At 66.1% G+C, this 14,960-nt stretch carries 13 protein-coding genes; 8 read left to right on the top strand and 5 right to left on the bottom strand.

Annotated elements, in window-relative coordinates:
• The first annotated feature begins 325 nt into the window (after positions 1-325).
• The 3 genes from HWX31_RS17620 (at position 326) to HWX31_RS17610 (ending at position 2,230) form a co-directional block, all read left to right on the top strand.
• Positions 326-1,222, top strand: a complete 897-nt coding sequence (locus HWX31_RS17620) for a LysR substrate-binding domain-containing protein (protein WP_174959794.1) — start codon at positions 326-328, stop codon at positions 1,220-1,222.
• A 151-nt stretch (positions 1,223-1,373) separates the two neighbouring features.
• Positions 1,374-1,817 carry a hypothetical protein gene (locus HWX31_RS17615; RefSeq protein WP_174959796.1) on the top strand — a complete coding sequence of 148 codons (444 nt, stop codon included), beginning with the start codon at positions 1,374-1,376 and terminating at the stop codon, positions 1,815-1,817.
• Positions 1,818-1,888: 71 nt separating this feature from the next.
• Positions 1,889-2,230 (top strand): DHCW motif cupin fold protein, encoded by a 342-nt coding sequence (locus HWX31_RS17610; RefSeq protein ID WP_059750455.1) that lies wholly within the window; start codon positions 1,889-1,891, stop codon positions 2,228-2,230.
• A 94-nt stretch (positions 2,231-2,324) separates the two neighbouring features.
• Here HWX31_RS17610 and HWX31_RS34980 read toward each other — a convergent pair whose 3' ends face one another.
• On the bottom strand, positions 2,325-2,492 hold the full coding sequence (locus HWX31_RS34980) for a hypothetical protein (protein WP_244143766.1): 168 nt from the start codon (positions 2,490-2,492) through the stop codon (positions 2,325-2,327).
• Between the two features lie 73 nt (positions 2,493-2,565).
• On the bottom strand, positions 2,566-3,582 hold the full coding sequence (locus HWX31_RS17600) for an aldo/keto reductase (RefSeq protein ID WP_174959798.1): 1,017 nt from the start codon (positions 3,580-3,582) through the stop codon (positions 2,566-2,568).
• Positions 3,583-3,723: 141 nt separating this feature from the next.
• Here HWX31_RS17600 and HWX31_RS17595 point away from each other — a divergent pair, with 141 nt between their 5' ends.
• Entirely contained in the window at positions 3,724-4,635 is a 912-nt protein-coding gene (locus tag HWX31_RS17595) for a LysR family transcriptional regulator (RefSeq protein WP_174959800.1), read from the top strand.
• A 62-nt stretch (positions 4,636-4,697) separates the two neighbouring features.
• Here the strand turns inward: HWX31_RS17595 and HWX31_RS17590 are convergent, their stop codons facing one another.
• Positions 4,698-5,861, bottom strand: a complete 1,164-nt coding sequence (locus HWX31_RS17590) for a porin (protein WP_174959802.1) — start codon at positions 5,859-5,861, stop codon at positions 4,698-4,700.
• 381 nt (positions 5,862-6,242) lie between these two features.
• On the opposite strand from HWX31_RS17590, the gene HWX31_RS17585 reads away from it, so the two are divergent.
• Complete coding sequence (locus HWX31_RS17585; protein WP_174959804.1) at positions 6,243-7,340, top strand: OpgC domain-containing protein; 1,098 nt, start codon at positions 6,243-6,245, stop codon at positions 7,338-7,340.
• Positions 7,341-7,476: 136 nt separating this feature from the next.
• Positions 7,477-8,358, top strand: a complete 882-nt coding sequence (locus HWX31_RS17580; protein ID WP_174959806.1) for an alpha/beta hydrolase — start codon at positions 7,477-7,479, stop codon at positions 8,356-8,358.
• A 117-nt stretch (positions 8,359-8,475) separates the two neighbouring features.
• Here HWX31_RS17580 and HWX31_RS17575 read toward each other — a convergent pair whose 3' ends face one another.
• Together HWX31_RS17575 and HWX31_RS17570 are read right to left on the bottom strand one after the other, a co-directional pair.
• Positions 8,476-9,009 carry a gamma carbonic anhydrase family protein gene (locus HWX31_RS17575; protein ID WP_060969578.1) on the bottom strand — a complete coding sequence of 178 codons (534 nt, stop codon included), beginning with the start codon at positions 9,007-9,009 and terminating at the stop codon, positions 8,476-8,478.
• Positions 9,010-9,024: 15 nt separating this feature from the next.
• On the bottom strand, positions 9,025-10,635 hold the full coding sequence (locus tag HWX31_RS17570; protein ID WP_174959808.1) for a 3-keto-5-aminohexanoate cleavage protein: 1,611 nt from the start codon (positions 10,633-10,635) through the stop codon (positions 9,025-9,027).
• A 415-nt stretch (positions 10,636-11,050) separates the two neighbouring features.
• Here HWX31_RS17570 and HWX31_RS17565 point away from each other — a divergent pair, with 415 nt between their 5' ends.
• A complete protein-coding gene (locus HWX31_RS17565; protein WP_174959810.1) occupies positions 11,051-12,529 on the top strand; it encodes an aminotransferase class V-fold PLP-dependent enzyme in 1,479 nt (492 codons plus the stop codon).
• 332 nt (positions 12,530-12,861) lie between these two features.
• Positions 12,862-14,853, top strand: a complete 1,992-nt coding sequence (rpoD, locus tag HWX31_RS17560) for an RNA polymerase sigma factor RpoD (RefSeq protein ID WP_415493678.1) — start codon at positions 12,862-12,864, stop codon at positions 14,851-14,853.
• Positions 14,854-14,960 lie beyond the last annotated feature (107 nt).

Here is a 14,960-nt window from a genome sequence, read left to right as displayed (position 1 = left end):
TACGGTCAAATCGGGAAAAACTTGACGCCTGGCGACAGGATTTGCGCAAAAAATTCCGGTGTCACCTCAGCCATTCGGCCAGGTCGGAACAGGCGAGCGCGACGCCGACGCACAGAAAGAACAGGTGCAGCGCGATCTTGAACGCCATGCCCCACGACGGTTCGACATGCATGACGGGTCTCCTCGGGTTGGTGTGCGGGCATGATCCGGCAATGTTCGCGCCCCGAAAATGCGGAACCGGCGAAGCAGGCCTCAGGCAATGCCTGAGCCCGCGCCCGCGGATCCTGCTACCTTATCGGCGAACCCAACGACATCCGTCCCCATCATGCGCTTCGACCTGACCGACCTGCGGCTTTTTCTGCACATCTGCGAGGCGGGCAGCATCACGGGCGGCGCGGAACGCACGCACATCACGCTGCAGGCCGCGAGCGAGCGCATCCGCGGTATGGAGGACGAGCTCGGCGTGCCGCTGCTGCACCGGACCAAGTCGGGCACGCAGGTCACCGACGCCGGACGCGCGCTCGAGCATCATGCGCGCACCGTGCTGCAGCAGATCGACCACATGCGCGGCGAGCTGCAGCAATACGGCCGGGGGCTGCGCGGCCATATCCGGCTGCTGTGCAACACCGCGTCGCTCAGCGAGTACCTGCCGGACGCGCTGGCCGAGTATCTGCCGCGTCATCCGAAGCTGTCGATCAGCGTCGAGGAGCGGTCGAGCCAGGACATCGTGCACGCGATCCGCAACAGGACGGCGGACGTCGGCATCGTCGCCGATTCGGTCGGCCTCGGCGGGCTCGAGCAGAAGCCGTTTCGCGAGGACTGGCTGATCGCCGTCGTGCCGGCCGGCCATCCGCTCGCCGCGCGCGACAAGGTCGCGTTCGACGAGATCGTCGATGCGGATTTCATCGGCCTCACCGACGGCAGCGCGTTGCAGGTGCATCTCGCCGATCAAGCCAGGGCGCTCGGCAAGCGGATCCGCTACCGCGTGCAGTTGAAGAGCTTCGATGCGATCTGCCGGGTGATCGAGAGCGGCGTGGGGATCGGGATCGTGTCACGGCATGCGGCGTCAAGGACGATGCAGACGATGGATGTGCGGATGGTCGAGCTGTCCGATGCGTGGAGCCATCGGAAGCTCACGCTGTGCGCGCGGTCGTTCGATGCGTTGCCGAAGTACACGCGGGAGTTCGTCGGGTTTCTGGCGGGCGAGCCCGCGTGCAAGTAATACCGCGCGCGATCCCGGCGCCCGCTTCGAACCATTCGCCCGAAGCGGACGCCGGCAGCCGAACGCGAACCGCACACGAGCCGCGCGCGGTCAGTGCCGTCGAGCGCAATGCCCGGCAAGGTCCTCCGCGGACACGCTTTCGCACGCCAGCGTGCGCCGATCCATCCATTCGAAGCGCCCGGATGCGATCGCCTTCCTGCTGACCACCACGCGCTGCCGGCATGCGATCAACTCGGCATCCGCGCGAAAAAACAGGCCTGAAATGAAAAAACGCCCGCAACGGGCGTCCGGAACGTCGAATCTCGTGCTGCGCGCAGGCGTTCAGCCTTTGCGGCGCGCAATTCGAGCACTCGAGCAGACTCCGGCCGCCGTGGCGGGCATCGGAGGTCGTTGCACGAAATGGCTCGAAAAATCCATGATGGATGGTTGTCTGCGTGGTTTCCGTTCGGTAGCGGAGGATCGCATGGCCGCGCTGGCGCGCGTGAACCGGATGACGAGGATCGTCGGGGGATGCCTCGTCAAGTGCCCACTCTGCCCGAAACGCGACGCGGCCGCAATCCGGGTTGCCGGGCGACAGGCGCGCGGGGCGCAGTGATACATTGACGGGCGGCGCCAGGCCGAGCCCCGCCGGGGCTGCATCGCAATTCGAAAAGGAGCGACAACAAGATGAAAATGGACGCCTTTCCATTCAGCACGGTCGACTGGGCGAACGTCGAAAAGACCGAACATCGCGGAGAAACCGGAACGGCTTACTGGCGCACACGATACTTCGGCAAGGAGCCGGATCAGATCCGCGTGCGGATGGTCGAATACACCCCCGGATACCTCGCGGATCACTGGTGCCGGAAAGGACACGTCCTGTTCTGCATCGAAGGCGAACTGGAGACGACGCTCGAAGACGGACGCAAGTTCGTCCTGACGCCCGGCACGAGCTACCAGGTCGGCGACAACGCGGAGCCGCATCAGTCCTACACCAGGACGGGCGCCAAGCTGTTCATCGTCGACTGAATCCACGGGCCGGCCGCAACCGGTCGCGCGCAGCCGATGCCGCCGCGCCGACCTTGGCCGGCGTTCGACGCCGGGCGGCGCATGCGCTCACGGTTCAACGCAGCACCGAAGCCGCCATATATCCGCCAAGCGCCACCGTGCCGACAAAGAAACACCGCCGGAACGCCTGCTCGCTCTGATCGTCATCGTTTCGGGCTGCATGCGCGCGCTCCGTGATGATGGGGAAGGCGCGATGGTGAACCGGCAGCCCGCCGCGCGCCATCTGGTTTTGCCTGAGGCTGCCTCGGGCGCGCGCGGCGGGCGGTTCGACGGTTCGGCGGTTCGGCCGCAGCCCCTCAACCCTTGCGGGAAGCCCCCCGCCCCTGCTCGCTGTCGAGGTGCGCCATCTGCGCGGCCGGATAACGGTCGCCGGCAGCCGCCCCGGCGGGCACCGCCGCTTCGATGCGCGCGAGATCATCGACCGTTAGTTGCATCTTAAGCGCCGTCAGTGCGTCCTGCAGCTGCGTGCGCTTGCGCGCGCCGATCAGCGGCACGATGTCGTCGCCGCGCGTGAGCGCCCACGCGATCGCGACCTGCGCCGGATTGCTGCCCTTCTCGTCCGCGACCGCCCGCAGCGCGTCGACGAGCACGAGATTGCGCGTCAGGTTCTCGCCCTGGAACCGCGGGCTCGCCGCACGGAAATCGCGCCCTACTTCCCGCGCCGCCGACCAGCGCCCGCTCAGCAGCCCGCGCGACAGCACGCCGTACGCGGTCACACCGATCCCGAGTTCGCGGCAGGCGGGCAGGATCTGCGCCTCGATGTCCCGCGACAGCAGCGAATATTCGATCTGCAGGTCGGCGATCGGCGCGACGGCCGCCGCGCGGCGCACCGTGTCCGCGCCGGCTTCCGACAGCCCGATGTGCCGCACGTACCCTGCCTTGACGAGATCGGCGATCGCGCCGACCGTCTCCTCGATCGGCACCGCCGGATCGACGCGCGCCGGCCGGTAGATGTCGATGTAGTCGGTGCCGAGCCGCTTCAGCGAATACGCGACGAAATTCCGGATCGCCTCCGGCCGTGCGTCGTAGCCGACGAACGCGCCCGCCGGATCGCGCAGCGCGCCGAACTTCACGCTGATCACGACCTGCTCGCGCGCGCGGCCGCGCAACGCGTCGCGGATCAGCATCTCGTTGTCGCCCATCCCGTAGAAATCGCCGGTGTCGAGCAGCGTGACGCCGTGGTCGAGCGCCGCGTGCAGCGTCGCGATGCTCTCCGCGCGATCGGCCGGCCCGTACATGTCCGACATGCCCATGCAGCCGAGCCCGATCGCAGACACCCGCGGGCCTGTGCGGCCCAGTTGACGCAGTTTCATGTCCCGTTCCTCGCAATGTTGAGTGGATGGAGCGGATTCTGGCGGGATCCCGGCGCGCGATAAACGCGAAAGAATCCACCAATCTATTCGACGCTGATTAACAATGGAGCCTGTCCTCATCCGCCAGATCTCCCGCCCCGCATGGACCATCTGCACGCTATGCGCATCTTTGCGCGCGTCGCCCATCTCGGCAGCTTCACCAAAGCGGCCGAACAAATGCAGCTACCGCGCCCGACGGTCAGCAATGCCGTCCAGTACCTCGAGAAACATCTGAAGATCCGCCTGCTGCAGCGCACGACCCGGCGCGTCGCGCTGACCGCCGAAGGCGCGACCTACTACGAACGCTGCGCGCGGCTGCTCGCCGATCTCGACGACGTCGAAACGCAGTTCGAGGACGCAGGCGCGTCGCCGCGCGGCGTGATCCGCGTCGACCTGCCCGAGCGTTTCGCGCTGGACAAGGTGATTCCGGCGATTCCGTCGTTTCACGCGCGGTATCCGGACCTGCGCATCGTGATGAGCACCACCGACCGCTTCGTCGACCTGATCGCCGACGGGATCGATTGCGCGGTGCGGGTCGGCGCGCTTTCCGACACGTCGCTCGTCGCGCGGCGCATCGGCGAGCTGGCGCAGGTCAACTGCGCGTCACCGGCCTATCTCGCGCGCCACGGCATGCCCCGCTCGCCCGACGACCTGCCGGAGCACGTCGCGGTCGGCTATTTCTCGAGCCGCACGGGCCGCGAGCTGGACTGGGAATATGCGGACATGGATACCGGCGAGATGCATGCGGTGAAAATGCGCAGCATCGTGTCGGTCAACAGCTCGCAGGCGTACCTGGCCTGCTGCGTGGCGGGGCTCGGGCTGATCCAGGCGCCGCGCGACGGCCTCGACGCGCCGCTCGCGCACGGCACGCTCGTCGAAGTGCTGCCGGAATGGAACGCGGCGCCGCTGCCGGTATCGGTGGTGTTTCCGCACGGCCGGCACCTCGCGCCGCGCGTGCGGATCTTCGTCGACTGGCTCGCGGACGCGCTCAGCCGGCCGGCAGAGGCCGGCTGAACAGCGCCGCAGCGGATTCAGGCCGCGTCAGGCCGGTTGCGCACGCGCACCGGCCACGCCCGTCAGAACTTGTGGCGAATCGCCGCGCGCACGGCGAACTGGTTCGACGACGACGACGGGCCGTCGGTGCCGACCACGTAGCCGCCGTCGGCGGCCGTGCCGGTCCGGTCGCCGGCGACCTTCTGCCACGCGCCCTGCAGATACACGTCGGTGCGCTTCGACAGGCTGTAGTCGGCCATCAGGCCCACGGTGTGGTACTTCGGCTTGATCGAGCCGGTCGCGGCGTCGAACTTGCCGTCCGTGTACACGTACTGCGCGCCCAGGAAGAAATCGGGCGTCAGCTGGTACTTGCCGTTGATCTCGAAGTTCTGGAACTTGGTCGCGCTCAGGCCGAGGCCCGAGAACGTCGCCGTCGGCAGATAGACGGTCGACACCGGGTTCTTCACGTCGGTATTCGTGTAGACGAAGCCGACCGTCGCCGGGCCGAACGTGTAGTTGATGCCGCCGCCGAAGATGCGCAGGCGGTCGGCGACGAAGTTCGCGTCGTCGGCCGCGATCGCGCCCGCATTGCCGTTGCCGGGGCTGTTCGCCTGCAGATAGGCCGCGGCGACCTGCAGGCCGGCCAGCGAATACTGTGCGCCGATGCTGTACTGGCGGTTGGTCGAGAAGCCGGTGCTGTTGCTGAAACTGTAGGTGCCGCCGACCTGCAGGCCGTTCCAGTCCGGGCTCGCGTACTTCACCGTGTTGTTGACGCGGAACGAGTTGTCGGTGTTGTCGTTGTCGAACGGATGCGAGAACAGCGTGCCGCCCCAGTTGCCGTTCGCGGTCAGCGGCGCGAGATAGTCGACGAGCGCATCGTACTGGCGGCCGAACGTCAGCGTGCCGAAGCGCGACTCGGACAGGCCCACGTATGCCTGGCGGCCGAACATGCGGTTGCCCTGGCCGAGCCGGCCGTTGTTCACGTCGAAGCCGCTTTCCAGCACGAAGACCGCCTTCAGCCCGCCGCCCAGGTCTTCCGAGCCGCGCAGCCCCCAGCGGCTGCCCTGCGCATAGCCGCTCGCGAGCTGGTAGTTGGTCTTGCCGACGCCGTTCACTCGCACATTGTTCGTATAGTTGAAGCCCTCGTCGATCAGGCCGTACAGCGTCACGCTGTTCTGCGCGAACGCCGGCGCAGTTGACGCGGCAAAGGCGGCGAGCGCGGCCGCGGAAATGACGTGCTTCTTCATGGCGAATCTCCAGAACCGGATGGCCGGGCACACCCTCGAGGCGCTCCGGCGTGAGTCTTGTATGGCCCGCTCGGCGGGCGGCGCGGGGTGGCACGCCGCGCAATGTCCAAAATGGTGTCACGTCGGAAACCAATCGTCTACCGGGAGCAGCTCCGCTTCGCCAAGCGTTGCGCCCTTCCAACTGACCCCATTGCGCCGATTGCCGGGCAAGCCTTGCCGGGCGCGGGCGGCGAACATGCCATTCGCGTAAACCCGAAAAACGTCGCATCGATGGCACAATGCGCATCTGTTTGTCACATTTCCTCACGAATACATGCTTGACCCCGATTCATGCGCGGCGTGTGCCTGCCGCGCACGCGGCGGGCGCCGGGAGCCGGGCCGATGAGCGCCGCCGCCAAGCCCGGCCGCTACGCCGAACTCGATTTCTTCCGCGGCCTCGTCCTGCTCGTCATCGTCATCGACCACATCGGCGGCAGCATCCTGTCGCGCGTCACGCTGCACGCGTACGCGCTGTGCGATGCCGCCGAGGTCTTCGTGTTCCTCGGCGGCTTCGCGACCGCGATCGCGTACAACTCGCTCGCCGAGCGCCACGACGAGGCCGCCGCGCGCCAGCGCTTCATCCGGCGCGCGTTCGAGATCTATCGCGCGTTCCTCGTCACGGCCGGCCTGATGCTGCTGATCACCGCCGCACTGAGCGCGCTGGCGATCGACGGCCCGAACATGCCGACCAACGATCTCGACGGGCTGATCCAGAAGCCGCTCGCCGCGCTGCGCGACATCCTGCTGTTCCGGCGCCAGCCGTACCTGGCGTCGGTGCTGCCGATGTATGCGTTCTTCGCGCTGCTCGCCCCGCTCGCGCTGCCGCTCGCGCGCACCCAGCCGTGGCTGCTGCTCGCGTTCAGCACGTCGCTGTGGTTCGCCGCGCCGCACGCCGCGGGCTACCTGCCGACCGTCGAAGGCACGCCGTGGGACTTCAATCCGTTCGCGTGGCAGTTCCTGTTCGTGCTCGGCGTGATCTCGCGCTGCCAGCCGGTCTACCAGACGCTCGCGCCGAAACCGCAGGGCTGGCTGCTGACGGCCGCGGCGCTCGCGATCGTTGCCGCAGGCGCCTATTACCGGCTGCGCATCGAGCCGTTCCCGACCGATCCGTCGATCAAGCAGAACCTCGGCGTGCTGCGGCTCGTGAACTTCCTCGCGATCGCGTGGCTCGCGGCCAAGCTCGTGCACCTCGGCTGGATGAAGAAGGTCGCACACGCGATGCCGTGGATCGGCACGATCGGCCGCCAGGGCCTGCTGTGCTTCGTCGCCGGCACCGCCATCTCGCTCGCGGTCGATTCGCTGCTGTACGATGCGACCGACGGCTACCTCGACGTGCCGCTCGGGCTGACCGCCGACGTGGTCGCGATGGGCCTGCTCTATCTCGTCGCCAAGCTCTATGCGCCACTGACGTCGCGGCTGCCGTTCCGCGCGCGGCGTTAGGGTCTGTTTACATACGGAACGCACATGCGATTTCGGGCATTCCCCTGGAATGAATTTTTTAATTTGGGGTTGCCACGAGAACGGCCGTCATCCGCCGCTGCTACGATAGGCGGCGACACTCCTGAACCCGCTCGACATGCGCCGATTTCTCCTTCTGCTTGCCGCCGCGCTGACCATCGGCTTCGCCGACTCCGCCGAAGCCACCCCTTCCGCCCAGGCGGCCCAGGCCGCCACGATCAACGACGACAGCAGTGTCGTGATGCGCACGTTCCGTTCGGCGTCGCTGCAGCGCGACTGGTCGTACACGATCTACCTGCCGCCCCGCTACAACCCGGAAGGCGCGCGCTACCCGGTGCTGTACCTGCTGCACGGCAACGCGGGCAACGCGAACGACTGGATCACGCAGGGCCGGCTGCAGGCCACCGCGGACACACTGATCGAGCGGCACGACATCCCGCCGGTCGTGATCGTGATGCCGCAAGGCGGCACCGACTGGTACGTCGACCGCAAGGAGCGGATGCAGAGCGCGTTCCTCAACGACCTGCTGCCGGACGTCGAGGCGCACTTCGCGGTGTCGAACCAGCGTGCGGGCCGCGCGATCGGCGGCGTGTCGATGGGGGGCTTCGGCGCGCTGCGCTTCACGCTGCTCGAGCCGGGCCTGTTCTGCGGCGCGATGCTGCTGAGCCCGGCCATCTATGCGAACGAACCGCCGCTGAACTCGGCGGCCCGCTATGTGGGCGTGTTCGGCGACAAGCAGTTCGACTCGCGCGTCTGGCACGAGCTGAATTACCCGGCGCTGCTGCGCGGCTATTTCGCGCGGAGCTGGCGCGTGCCGATGTTCATCGCCGCCGGCGACGACGACCTGACGATCCAGGCCGAATCGAGCGTGCTGTATACGCAGTTGCGCCGCGCGCAGAACCCGGCCGAGCTGCGCATCGTCGACGGCGGCCACACATGGGACGTGTGGCGCGGCCTGATCGCGCCGGCGCTCAGGTACACGCTCGAGTGCGTCAAGTAAGAACGGCGGCAGGCACGCACGGCGCGACCTTGCGCGCCTGAGCGGGTTGCGCCGGCCGGCCCGACGACGAGCCGGCCGGCGCTTTTGCTGCCTGACGGAACCGCTTCCCGGATCAGGTCACGCCTGATCCATGCGGTGCAACGCCGCCTTGTACATCGGCCTGCGCACCTCGGCGTAGAAGCCGATATTGGTCCGCAGCCTGGCCACGTCCTCGTCGGTCAGGGTTCGCACGACCTTGGCGGGTGCGCCGAGTATCAGCGAGCGCTCGGGAAACGCCTTGCCCGCCGTGACGACGGCGCCGGCGCCGACCAGGCACTGACGACCGATCACCGCGCCGTCGAGCACCACGGCCTGGATGCCGATCAGCGAGCCCTCGTCGATCGTGCAGCCGTGCAGCACGGCCTGATGGCCGACCGTCACATGCGCGGCGATCGTCAAAGGGCACCCTGCATCGGTGTGCAGCACGGCCCCGTCCTGGATGTTGGTCCCGGCCCCGACGACGATCGGCTCGGTATCGCCACGCAATATCGCACCGAACCAGACGCTCGAATCCGCGCCCAGCCGGACGTCACCGACAATCGTCGCCGTGTCCGCCACGAACGCACTCGCATGGACGGTGGGCACTCGGTCGCCCAATCGATAGAGAGTCATCGAACGTTCGCTCCGTCATGCGCGCTTCAGTTGCGGTTGGCGCGACTTGCCGGCCGGCAGGCCGAGCATGTCCCGCACCTCGGCCGCGGTTTGCACGGCGACGCCCCTGGCGAGCAGGTCCTCGCGCAGCATGCGCACCTGCTCCCATGTGCCGCGCGCCTTGCGAACGCCCCCGGGAACACGGCTGTCCGGCACGTTCAGGCCGTCCTCCAGGCCGATGCGCACCCCGTCCAGCCGCAACGCGTGCGCGAGATCCGCCAATAGCGCCTGCAACGGCCCCGGCAGCAGCAACGACACGAGCGATGACGGAAAGCTGTCGCGCAGCCGTGCGACAACCGGCTTCAGCTGTTCGACCGCGAGATCGATCGCACGCTGTCTGTCCTGTGCGTCGCCGGTCGCCACGCAGCGGGTGATTTCCTGCCTGACGGCAGGCGCGATCAGCGAATCGTCCTCCACTTCCCCGCTGACCGGATCGCGACGATATTGATCGACGGCCGCTACCAGCATGAACAGCACGGGCTGGCCGGTCGCTTCGAGGAACGCCCGGTACAGCGTCGTCGCGTTGTCGATGATCGTGTGATTGAATACCTCCACTTCCGGGCGCGTGCCGACGCGCTGAAAATGCGCGAACTGCTCTGCCAGGAAATCCGGCGCGTTGTCGTAACCGCCGCCGCCCTGGAAAATCACGGCGCCCGGGCTCAGCGACGCGACTTCGGGCACCGCCGCCTCGCCGTAGGATTTCAGATGGGCGCGCCGCAACGTGCTGCGCGAGCCTTGACGGTCGCCCCGCACGCTCGTCGACAGGTTCAGGATCGCCGTCGTATCGGCGCGCCTCACGGCCGGTACGATCGCGTCGTAATGATCGACGACGATCTGGTTGCGCTGCGTCCCGACCGTGACGGCGCCCAGTCCGGGGATCTCGAGCTGCGCACGGTCGCCGAGTTCACGCGTATGCAAATGCACGACCGCCGCCCCTTCCCGGATCGAGCGGACGGTTTCGTCCACGATCGCATCCGGCGTGATCGGCAGAACCGGGGAGCGCCCCTTGCCCGCTTGCCAGTAACCGGCGCCGCACGCTTTCCAGCCGGATTTTTCCAGCTTCGCCAGCAGCGCCGGAGCGTCTTCGCGAATCGAATCGATCAGCGCAGGCGGGAAATAGCTGTGCAGCTTCGCGTGATCCCAGACGAGATCGCCGCGGTCGTCGGCCACCCACCCATAGGTCGTCAATTGCAGCACGATCCGCCTCGCCAGCTCGACCGACGACAGGCCCGCCAGCCATTCACGCGGGATTGCGGCGCTGCCGGAAGCCCGCGCGGGCGGCGCATGCCAGGCTCCATCCCGATGCGTCCATCCCATTTCCTCCAATGCCAGACGAGCGGCAGGCTGGTTGAATAGTTGTGCTAAAAAATCATCGGAAATAGAAAAACCATGTCCCAATTCGATTAACCATCCGCCAGCCGGAACGTTTTCCCAGCCGTCGGATTTCAACCGGCCGACGATTTTCTCGGCTTGCGCGGAATTGAATAGCTGATGAACGAGACAGGACGGAATAAAAGTCGGCTCGAGCGGATTGAGCCATTTCGGCACGGCCCCGGTGGGTGCGGCAGTGATGTACATACGCGTCATGGGAAATCTTCCTGTTGGTTGAGAAGAAATACATGAAGCAACGTTGCTTACGATCAGCTTATATAACCCACCCAGAAATACAAGACTTCTGAAGTAAAAACGATTGGAAAATGAAAGAAATATTTGGGAGACGCCGAAACGATTTGATTGATTATTTGAGAAGCACCGAAATTGTTTAAATCAACTGAAAACTCCGGCGATTTACAGACATGCGTGAGTCGCGATCACGGCAAGAATAATCGTGTGCACGGCCGGGCCTGCCGACGTCACCGGCACAACCGCAAACGGCACCTGGAGCAGCGCCGAACGGTAGAAAAATATTCCCCTAAAGGTGCAATTCCCGACGGAATTTGGATCCTTTTTCCCGGTTGCACCCCGTATCATTTGCTGCATTCCAGCGCAGCAACTGAAAGAAATGAGCGAGAACAACACATTGCATTACCTCGACTACGCGGCGACGACGCCTGCCGATCCGCGCGTGATCGAATCGATGGCCGCCTGTCTCGGCGTCGACGGCGTATTCGGCAACCCGGCGTCGAGTTCACATCGGGCGGGCAGGCTGGCGCGCGCAAAGGTGGAACGGGCGCGCGAGCAGGTTGCCGCGCTCATCGGCGCGGATGCGGACGAAATCGTCTGGACGTCGGGCGCCACCGAATCCAACAACCTGGCGCTCAAAGGCTACGCGGATGCCGCACGCGAAAAACGCCACCTGATCACGAGCCGCATCGAGCACAAGGCCATTCTCGACACGATGGCCAGCCTTTCAAGGCACGGCTTGTCGGTCTCCTACCTCACGCCGACGCGCGACGGCGAAATCACGGCCGACGCCGTGGCGGCGGCGATCGGCCCCGAGACCGGCCTCGTGTCGCTCATGCTCGTGAACAACGAGATCGGCACGCTCACGAACATCGGCGAGATCGCGCGAGTCGTGCACGCCGCCGGCGCCCTGCTCCACGTCGATGCCGCGCAGGCGCTCGGCAAGACCCCGATTGACGTCCGCGCGCTCGGAATCGACCTGATGTCGATGTCGGCGCACAAGGTCTATGGGCCCAAAGGGATCGGTGCGCTGTTCGTCCGTCGGGACATTGCGGACAGAATCGCGCCTCAAATGCACGGCGGCGGACACGAGCGGGGCCTGCGCTCGGGTACGCTCGCCACCCATCAGATCGTCGGCATGGGGACCGCGTGCGAGCTGGCGGCCGATGAACTCGAGACCGACAGCGCACGGATTTCCGCGCTCAGCACGCGCTTGAGGGATGCGGTGCTCGCGATCGGAGACGTCGAGCAGAACGCGGCCGCGGCGCGACGCATCCCGCATACCTTGAGCCTGACCGTGAACGCGCCCGGTTTCTTCCCGTTCATGCTGGGCGACGCGCTCGCCGTGTCGTCCACCTCCGCGTGCAATTCGGCTGCCGGCACGCCGTCCCATGTCCTGACGGCCATCGGCCTGGACGCGGATGCGGCCGGCCGCACCGTTCGCATCAGCGTCGGACGCTTCACGACGGAGCAGGACATCGACTTCGCGATCGCCTGTTTCCGGCAAGCCATCGAGCAATGCCGGTCCACCGCGGCAAACGGGTTTGCCGCGTCGCGCCAGATCATGCCGGATGACCTGAAAGCCATTCGCGACGCGGGCTTCCGCTCGGTGATCTGCAACCGGCCCGACGGGGAAAGCGCCGATCAGCCGGCCTTTGACGAGATTGCCGCCGCGGCTCGCGAACTGGGGCTCGACGCGCGATACCTCCCCGTCAGGTCCGATCACATCGGCGACGCGGAAGTCGATGCCTTCGGCGCGATGGTCGACGCATTGCCGAAGCCCGTTCTCGCCTATTGCCGAAGCGGAAATCGCGCCGGATTGCTCTGGAATCGGCTGGCGACTCGGCGGACGGCCTGACTCGCCGGTTCGCAGCTTGAAGCCACCTCTTGTTTCAGGAGGTGGCCTGTGACCCGAGATTCGGTGGCCGGGTCCAATCAGATCCCGATAGAACCCTTCTGCGCTCAACCCCAAGCGGGCGCGTCGCGGCCACCTGCCCATCATGTGTTGCGTCGCACAACATCGTCCGGTATAATTTAGGGTTCCCCATTTAGCGCGCACCAGAATCCGCGAAGAGGCATACCGGCCTCGACTGTCCGCGCGCCATCCCACGATTTCGTTCGCACCTCGACGGGCTCGACCAGCCTGTCATATCCGCAACGATCGTCGGCCAACCTGCGGAGGAGAATGTATTGGCAAATCCAGTTCGCGACGATTCAGCATCCCGCGTGATCCCGGTCACGTCGAAGACCAGCCGCCGCGCCCCGAAGGGAAAGACCCAGGGCGTCGCCACACCGGTGGACATCGCGTCGACCGCGCGCCAGGACGAGGAGCGCCAACGCCAGATGCGTGCGCTGATCGCGCTCGGCCGCGAGCGCGGCTATCTCACCCACGCTGACATCAACGATCACCTGCCCGACAATTTTGCGCAAACTGCTGCGATGGAAACGATCGTCAGCACGTTCAGCGATATGGGCGTGGCCGTATACGAACAGGCACCGGACGCGGAGACGCTCCTGCTGAACGACGCCACGGCTGCCGTTGCATCCGACGATCAGGCGGACGAGGAAGCGGAAGCCGCCCTGTCGACCGTCGATTCCGAATTCGGCCGCACGACCGATCCGGTCCGGATGTACATGCGTGAAATGGGCGCCAGCGAACTGCTGACCCGCGCCGGCGAAATCGAGATCGCAAAGCGCATCGAAGGCGGCCTGCAGGACATGATTCAGGCGATCGCCGCATGCCCGACGGTCGTGTCCACGATTCTTGCCGACGCGGACCGCATCGCCGCCGGCGAACTGCGCATCGACGAACTGGTCGATGGCATCAGCGACGACGCGGATGAAAGCGAAATGACGCTCGAATCCGATGAAGTCGAAGTGGAAGCCGACGCCTCCGACGATGATCCGGACAGCGACGACGACGACGAAGCGGACGCCGGCGATTCGGAGAAAGCGAACGCCGCCCGCCTCGAAGAGCTCACGAGCAACAGCCTCGCGATTTTCGCGCGCGTGCGTGCGCTGTTCGAACAGTTGCCGGACGCGCCCGCTACCGACAAGGCGCGTTCCGCGGCCGCCGTGCAAGTGCGCTCGGAGATCCAGCACGAGCTCGCGCCGATCCGCTTCACCGCCAAAACGATCGATCGCCTGTGCGCCAGCGTGCATGACCAGGTGACCGAGGTTCGTGCGATCGAGCGCAGCATCCTGGAAATCGCCGTCGACCGTTGCGGCATGCCGCGTGACGCGTTCGTCGAGTCGTTCCCGGGCCACGAGACCGACCTTGAATGGACCAGCCGCACGGCGGCGACTTCGAAGCAGTTTGGCGCCGCGCTCGAGCGGCACCTGCCGGCCATCCAGGCCGGGCAGCAGAAACTCATCGACATCGAGTCGCGGGTCTCGCTGCCGCTCCAGCAGCTCAAGCAGATCAACCGCCAGATGAGTGCCGCGGAGTCGAAAATGCGGCAGGCCAAGCGACAGATGATCGAGGCGAACCTTCGCCTCGTCATTTCGATCGCGAAGAAGTACGTGAACCGCGGGATGCAGTTCCTGGATCTGATCCAGGAAGGCAATATCGGCCTGATGAAGGCGGTGGACAAGTTCGAATACCGGCGCGGCTGGAAGTTCTCGACGTACGCCACCTGGTGGGTCCGGCAGGCTGTCACGCGCGCGCTGGCCGATCAGGCGCGGACCATTCGCGTGCCGGTCCACATGATCGAGACGATCAACAAGCTGAACCGGATTTCACGCGAAATCCTGCAGCAGACCGGGCAGGAAGCGCATCCGGCCGTCCTCGCGAAGCGCATGGAGATGTCCGAGGAGAAGGTGCGCAGCATCCTCAAGATCGCCAAGCAGCCGGTCTCCCTCGAGACCCCGGTGGGCGACGATGCGGACGCGACGCTCGGCGACATGATCGAGGATGTCTCCGCGAGTTCGCCGGCCGAGGCCGCGATTCACGCGAATATGCGCGCCGCGATCGATGAGGCGCTCGACGGGCTGTCGCCGCGCGAGGCCAAGGTTCTGCGGATGCGATTCGGGCTCGATACGACCTCCGATCACACGCTCGAAGAGGTCGGCAAGCAGTTCGACGTGACCCGTGAGCGGATCCGTCAGATCGAGAGCAAGGCGATGCGCAAGCTGATGCACCCCAGTCGCGCGGACAAGCTGAGGCCCTTCCTCGAGCGATGAGCAAGAGCAGCGGCGCGTCCGCCCTTGGACGCGCCGCGCTCGATCGCGCAGCGATCACGCTTCGGCCTGATCGCTGCGCCGCCGCGCCGCGGTCGCGGCGCGGAAGT

Source organism: Burkholderia ubonensis, assembly GCF_902833085.1.
GTDB classification, from domain to species: Bacteria; Pseudomonadota; Gammaproteobacteria; order Burkholderiales; family Burkholderiaceae; genus Burkholderia; species Burkholderia ubonensis.
The sequence above is the reverse complement of the archived record's forward strand: the minus strand, read 5'-3'. Positions and strand labels throughout refer to the sequence as shown.